The sequence below is a fragment of the Colwellia sp. E150_009 genome (assembly GCF_053543955.1).
The window spans coordinates 46,905-53,258 of the sequence record NZ_JBHFOM010000029.1 but is presented as its reverse complement, the minus strand read 5'-3'; the positions used below and the strand labels follow the sequence as shown (position 1 = coordinate 53,258).

Genomic DNA, 6,354 nt, shown 5'->3' with positions numbered 1-6,354 from the left:
TGATTGAAGAGAATGGTCATTCCCTTGTCAAAATCAATAACGCCGCATATAAGCCTTTTAAACTCGCCCTTTGGGAGCTCATTAGCAAACTGATAACATCACAAAATTGAAGAAATATAGAATAACTATGTTTAATCAATTTTCCTTGTTCTAAGCTCGCTAATGAAGCTCTGAGTTGGGAAAAAATTTAATCAAATTGGTATTACCTATAACATTAGGGTTAATATGGTTTTTTTCAATAGGAAAATATTTATTAGCTTGATATAGAATAAGTTATCAACAGTTAATTGATGCCATTACACAAGACAAATTAGGCTAGCCATACGCCCTGTAACGGCATTTTTTCGGTAGGAATAATATTTTTCAGTTGCAGAGTAAGTACACTCTGGCAAAGTGCTTATTTGCTTAACCCCCAAATGCGCTAGCTGTAATCTAGCAATTTGATGTAAATCAGCTAGATATTTATCATCAACACTGGCGATAAAGGCTGATGCAAAACATTTATCCTGTTCAATAAACTTAGTTTTCACTTCTTGACCTACTTCAAAGTATTTTTGTGAAATACAAGGACCAAGCCAAGCATAAAGATCGACTGCTGGGGTTTGCATTTTTTCAAGGGTGTTATTGATAATATTAGCCGCTAATGGCCGCCAACCACCATGAATAGCAGCAATTTCATTCCCATCCTTGGACGCTAACAAAATAGGTAAACAATCGGCTGTCATGATGGCTAAACAAATATCTTTTGAACTGGTAACAGCTGCATCTGCCGTGATCTTTTGTGGTGAAAATTCATCGACTACCGCAACATCATTACCATGTACTTGGTTAAACCATTGTACTCTAGCATTATTAGGTAATATTGATTGCAAAAATTGTCGGTTTTTTTGTACTTTTTCTGCACAATCCCCCACATGTAAACCTAAATTAAAGTACTGATAAGGCGAAATTAATTGACTAATACCCTGAAGGGGCGCAATGCGCGTGGTTTGTATAGCAAACACCTGCTCGTCTATCTTTTTTTTATCAATAGACGAGTCAACAGACCATTGAACAAGCTCAATGGCTGAATTCAATTTTGATTTAGTTATATTGTTAATACTCTTCAGATGCATTTAGTTTAGTATCAGCTTTTAATAGTTCCACTAATTCTACAAAATCATCGGGTAAATCAGCATGCCATGTCATTAATTCACCAGTAACCGGATGATATAATGACAGCATAGCTGCATGTAATGCTTGGCGTTTAAAGCTACGCAACTTTGCCAGTAATTCTGGTGTTGCATTTTTTGGAGGTCTTGGTCTACCTCCATAAACTGGATCACCAATAAGGGGATGAGTAATGTGTGCCATATGGACACGAATTTGATGCGTGCGCCCAGTTTCAAGGCGTAAACGCAAACGTGTATGCAGGCGATACTTTTCCATAACTCGATAATGCGTTACAGACGGTCTACCTGAAAATGTTACTGCCATATGTGTGCGTTTGGTAGAATGACGACCTATAGGTTCATCAACAACACCTCCTGCAGTCATTAAACCATTAGCCACCGCTTCATATTCTCTGGTAATTTCTCTTAGTTGCAATGCTTCAACTAAGTTAGTTTGTGCTGCAATAGTTTTTGCAACAACCATTAACCCTGTGGTGTCTTTATCTAAACGATGAACAATACCCGCACGAGGTACTACCTCAATAGCAGGAAAATGATGTAATAAGGCATTCAACACCGTTCCATCAGGATTACCCGCACCAGGGTGAACAACTAAGCCTGCCGGCTTATTTATCACTAAAATATGATCATCTTCATAAACAATATCTAATGCTATGTTTTGCGCTTCAAAACGTTGCTCAGCTTCAACTTCAGCATTAATGGCTATGGTTTCGCCACCGTACATTTTTTCTCTAGCTCTGGGTAATACTTCATCATTTACCATCACGCTACCAGCTAAAATCCAATCTTTTAACCTTGAACGTGAATAATCAGGAAACATTATCGCCAAAGTTTGGTCTAAACGTTTACCTAAACACGAATCAGGCACGGTATCTTTATGTTGAATTATTTCTGACATTAAACTCTCTTTAAATTTTTAACGTTGTGTAACTAATGATTGCTAGGTTAGAATGCTAATACTCAGGTATGCTCTAACAAATATGTACTAGGTATAATAGTTTCATTTTACCCTTTTTATGATATCCATGCTACACGGGTTGAAGGGTTTCATACTTATTTAATTTTAAACAAAGGCGTAATTGCAAATTCCATGGAAAAATTGACAATAAAAGTAATATTTATCACGCTAGCAGTAATGTTAGCTGGTTGTTCATCTTCAGAGATTGAAAACGATATAGATAAAGTCCCTGATAAATCAGCGCAAGCACTCTTTGTAGATGCTCGAAGTGCGCTAGATAGTGGTTTATATCAAAAAGCTATTCAAATTCTTGGCGCAATTGACTCTCGTTTTCCTTTTGGGCCAATCTCTCACCAAGTACAGCTAGATTTGATTTATGCCTATTACAAAGTAGGAGACGCAGCACAAGGTATAGCATTAACAGATCGCTTTTTGCGATTGAATCCAAACAATCCTAATACTGATTATGTTTATTACATGCGTGCATTGATCAATTTATCCACCGAAGAAAATTTATTTCAAGATTTGGCTGGTATAGATAGATCAGATAGAGATCCAACAGCCGCTCGGGATGCTTTTAATGACTTAAAACGTATCGTAAATGATTTTCCCGAAAGTAAATATGCTGCTGATGCACAAAAAAGAATGATTGAAATTAAGTCTAGGTTAGCCAAATATGAGTTAGCTATAGCAAACTTTTATTTAAAACGTGAAGCCTATGCCTCTGCAGCTAATAGAGGCAGATACATTGTAGAGTATTTTGCCCCAAGCCCTGAATTAGAGCCTGCATTAGAGATAATGATTGAATGTTATGAAAAGCTTGGATTACTTGATTTAAAGAAAAATGCCTTATTAGTATTAGCGGCAAATTATCCAAATAATTCGTTGGTTAGATAACCTTCGTTTACAAGTAAATCGAGTTACGGATTCGACAACTGTTCACTCCAAGAAGAGTGACGTCACTATTCGTAACTCGGTATAGACATTTAAAATCAAATTGCTTCTTGATTTTCTTCACCTGTTCTTATACGAACAATACGTTCCACATCAGTAATAAATACTTTACCATCACCAATTTTACCCGTTTGTGCCGTTTCCAAAATGACATTGACACAACGCTCTACATCTTCTTTGGCAATCACTATTTCTAATTTTACCTTAGGTAAAAAATCAACCATATATTCTGCACCACGATACAACTCAGTATGACCTTTTTGTCTACCAAAACCTTTTACTTCTGAAACTGTCATACCCGTAACGCCAATTTCACCCAAGGCTTCTCTTACATCATCCAGTTTGAATGGTTTTATAATTGCTTCAATCTTTTTCATTATTTCTCTCTGTATGTTTTAAATGTCCGTATGACTTTCTTTAATATTACAACGCGTTTATTACCAAATCACGCTTTTATTTTGTTAGACTGTTGATTTAATATAACACCCTATTGATTAAGTTTTTAGTTCTATATTATAAAAGACACTTATTCAAAGGCGTATTTTCTCTTAAAACAGGATCCCTCATGGAACAGCAAGCTATTATTGATGAAATGAAAGTTCTACCTGAAATAGATGTTCAGTTTGAAATTCGTCGACGCGTTGATTTTATAAAATCAACGTTAACCAATTCAGGTTTAAAAACATTAGTGCTAGGTATTAGTGGTGGTGTCGATTCGTCTACCTGTGGTCGCTTAGCCCAACTTGCAGTCACTGAGTTAAATAATGAGTTAATTCAAAATTCAAGTGCTAACTCACCTGAAAATAAAACAAATGAATTCAAATTTATTGCGGTAAGACTCCCCTATGGTGTGCAAGCTGATGAACATGATGCACAACAGGCATTAGATTTTATTCAACCAAGTCATTGCTTAACCACAAATGTACTTGATTGTGTAAATGGCATGCATCAAGAAGTTATTTCAGCATTAGCTAGTGCAAACTTATTAAATGCCTCTGAAAGTCAAATTGACTTCTCAAAAGGTAATGTAAAAGCTCGTGCACGAATGATGTCTCAATATCATATTGCTGGCATATTAGGTGCTTTAGTACTGGGTACAGATCACAGCGCTGAGAACATTACAGGCTTTTTCACTAAATGGGGAGATGGAGCTTGCGATTTAGCGCCATTATTTGGTTTGTCCAAACGACAAGTTAGAATGTTAGCTGAGCAATTAGATGCGCCTACTATTTTAGTTAAAAAAGCACCCACTGCCGATTTAGAAGATTTAGATCCAGGTAAAACAGATGAGTCAGCTTTAGGAATAAGCTATGACCAACTTGATGATTTTCTAGAAGGAAAAACAGTGCCTGCGCAAGTCAAAAATCATATCATTGATATTTACAAAAAAACACAGCATAAACGCCAACCTATTCCAACGATTTATGATTAGTTTTTTATATCAACATAAAAAAACGATTAAAATACAAGCATAATTAGCAAAATTCATTTTTATCGACTATACCTAATTTACAAGGAAGTTATTTAAAATGGATTTTTTATGCTTAAACCTATTCCCCTCCCTTCCGCTGCTAAAGGCATTTGGGGTTTTACTCTGCTGGAATTGATGGTTTCACTTACAATTTTGTCAATACTTGCCGCTATTGCTACTCCCAATTTTAATGCATTTATTGTAAAAATGCGTGTTGACAATGAGATTTCTCAGCTACACAGAATGCTACTCATAACACGAAATGCCGCTATTAATAATGGGCAAAAAACAATTATTTGCCCATTAGATAATACCTCACAATGCACAACGCACTGGCAGAATGAACTCAGTGTTTTTACCGATTTTAACGATAATAAATTACTTGATATTGATGAAAAGGTTATTAAAGTTAGAGCACCAATAACAACTGGCGATAAACTTATTTATGGAAAGGGTAGAAACAAAATCACATTCAAACCAACAGGACAATTAAGTGGTCTCGCAAATGGAACATTTAGATATTGCCCTAAAGATTATAGCGACTATGCCAGAAGTATTATTGTGGCAAGATCTGGTCGAGTCTATCAATCAAGTGATATTGATAATGACGGAATAGATGAAAATAGAGGAAACATAGAAGTCAAATGTAATTAAATAATCAAAGAGGGCTGAGAACTAAAGCATAGAATATAGCTTTTTATTTTGTATACACATGATTTTAAAAGTATTTAATCTGACGAAAAAACAAGCACTGGCGAGATAAGCAATTAAATGATATAAATACAATAACATCCAAGCAGTAGATTATGGGTATATTATGGATAACACCTCTGGCACCTTTTCCTTCTCTCGCAATAAGCAAGGATTTACCTTAATTGAAACCATGATTACTATTGCAATTGTTGCAATTATGACCGCCATTGCTTTACCCAGTTTAAATAACTTTATTGTACAAATGCGCGTTGATAATGAGGTAAATGAGCTACAACGCTTATTGTTAACCGCCCGAAATGCAGCCATTAATAGCAGTCAAAATGCTCAACTTTGCCCATTAAAAGCAAATGACACGTGTAAGCCAACGACCGATTGGTCAGGACGAATAGGTGTCATAAGCATTGACGGATTAATTAAAGAAAAGTCGGCAATTAGTACTGGTGATAAGTTAACTTTTACCTCACAAAGTGTTACCTACGATCCCAGTGGGCGCTCTGATAATTCTGCTTTGATAACTTTTAAGTATTGCCCTAAAAGTGATACTGATTATGCTAGAGGTGTTTCATTAAGTATTTCAGGGAGAAGTTATTTAAGCGCTGATATAAATGGTGATGGCAAAGACCAAGACAGGGCTGGTGCTACTATTAGCTGCCCTTAATAAATGCTAATAAGGCTTTATCACTTTATTAAAACACTATCTTTATCTCACTACATTAAACATATTAAATAAATGCTTTATAATCAAATTATCTTATCAGTTTAGCTTCTAAATTACGTGCTTGGCTATCCCTAAACGCTTCATTTTGAAGTACACATTGAAAAACACTCACAATAGGTAGTTCTTTTTCTTGTAGGTTCCTTGCTTTCTCTCCTACAATCTCTACTGCTATTGTTGACTTATGTGAAGGTTTGGTATGCCAAAAATTGATACTTTTACTACCATCAATAAGTTCTGTATAACATTTTATAACAACAGACGGCTCCTCAACATCTTGTAGAGTATTCGCCTCACTAGGTGTAGCAAAACCAATGATTCCAATGATGCTAACGAGAGAAAAAGATATCAATTTTAAATAGGTATTCAT

At 35.5% G+C, this 6,354-nt stretch carries 8 protein-coding genes; 4 read left to right on the top strand and 4 right to left on the bottom strand.

The annotated features are described in order from the left end of the window. Positions 1-296: 296 nt before the first annotated feature. Positions 297-1,076, bottom strand: a complete 780-nt coding sequence (gene pgeF, locus ACE1OF_RS13200) for a peptidoglycan editing factor PgeF (RefSeq protein WP_448895083.1) — start codon at positions 1,074-1,076, stop codon at positions 297-299. A 19-nt stretch (positions 1,077-1,095) separates the two neighbouring features. Further along, on the bottom strand, positions 1,096-2,070 hold the full coding sequence (gene rluD, locus ACE1OF_RS13195; RefSeq protein ID WP_448895081.1) for a 23S rRNA pseudouridine(1911/1915/1917) synthase RluD: 975 nt from the start codon (positions 2,068-2,070) through the stop codon (positions 1,096-1,098). A 192-nt stretch (positions 2,071-2,262) separates the two neighbouring features. Between rluD and ACE1OF_RS13190 the strand changes: the two genes are divergently transcribed. After that, entirely contained in the window at positions 2,263-3,027 is a 765-nt protein-coding gene (locus ACE1OF_RS13190; RefSeq protein ID WP_448895079.1) for an outer membrane protein assembly factor BamD, read from the top strand. A gap of 95 nt (positions 3,028-3,122) precedes the next feature. Here ACE1OF_RS13190 and glnB read toward each other — a convergent pair whose 3' ends face one another. Further along, positions 3,123-3,461 carry a nitrogen regulatory protein P-II gene (gene glnB / locus ACE1OF_RS13185; protein ID WP_448895077.1) on the bottom strand — a complete coding sequence of 113 codons (339 nt, stop codon included), beginning with the start codon at positions 3,459-3,461 and terminating at the stop codon, positions 3,123-3,125. 188 nt (positions 3,462-3,649) lie between these two features. Here glnB and nadE point away from each other — a divergent pair, with 188 nt between their 5' ends. From nadE to ACE1OF_RS13170, 3 genes are all read left to right on the top strand, one after another. Next, positions 3,650-4,516 (top strand): ammonia-dependent NAD(+) synthetase, encoded by an 867-nt coding sequence (nadE, locus tag ACE1OF_RS13180; protein WP_448895076.1) that lies wholly within the window; start codon positions 3,650-3,652, stop codon positions 4,514-4,516. A gap of 108 nt (positions 4,517-4,624) precedes the next feature. Next, a complete protein-coding gene (locus tag ACE1OF_RS13175; RefSeq protein WP_448895074.1) occupies positions 4,625-5,209 on the top strand; it encodes a GspH/FimT family pseudopilin in 585 nt (194 codons plus the stop codon). 163 nt (positions 5,210-5,372) lie between these two features. After that, on the top strand, positions 5,373-5,927 hold the full coding sequence (locus ACE1OF_RS13170; protein WP_448895072.1) for a GspH/FimT family pseudopilin: 555 nt from the start codon (positions 5,373-5,375) through the stop codon (positions 5,925-5,927). A gap of 88 nt (positions 5,928-6,015) precedes the next feature. Here the strand turns inward: ACE1OF_RS13170 and ACE1OF_RS13165 are convergent, their stop codons facing one another. Further along, positions 6,016-6,354, bottom strand: a complete 339-nt coding sequence (locus tag ACE1OF_RS13165; RefSeq protein WP_448895070.1) for a TapY2 family type IVa secretion system protein — start codon at positions 6,352-6,354, stop codon at positions 6,016-6,018.

Coding starts and splice junctions, on each gene's coding strand:
- rluD (WP_448895081.1), bottom strand. CDS start 2,070: ATGTCAGAAATAATTCAACATAAAGATACCGTGCCTGATTCGTGTTTA.
- ACE1OF_RS13190 (WP_448895079.1), top strand. CDS start 2,263: ATGGAAAAATTGACAATAAAAGTAATATTTATCACGCTAGCAGTAATG.
- glnB (WP_448895077.1), bottom strand. CDS start 3,461: ATGAAAAAGATTGAAGCAATTATAAAACCATTCAAACTGGATGATGTA.
- nadE (WP_448895076.1), top strand. CDS start 3,650: ATGGAACAGCAAGCTATTATTGATGAAATGAAAGTTCTACCTGAAATA.
- ACE1OF_RS13175 (WP_448895074.1), top strand. CDS start 4,625: ATGCTTAAACCTATTCCCCTCCCTTCCGCTGCTAAAGGCATTTGGGGT.
- ACE1OF_RS13170 (WP_448895072.1), top strand. CDS start 5,373: ATGGATAACACCTCTGGCACCTTTTCCTTCTCTCGCAATAAGCAAGGA.
- ACE1OF_RS13165 (WP_448895070.1), bottom strand. CDS start 6,354: ATGAATACCTATTTAAAATTGATATCTTTTTCTCTCGTTAGCATCATT.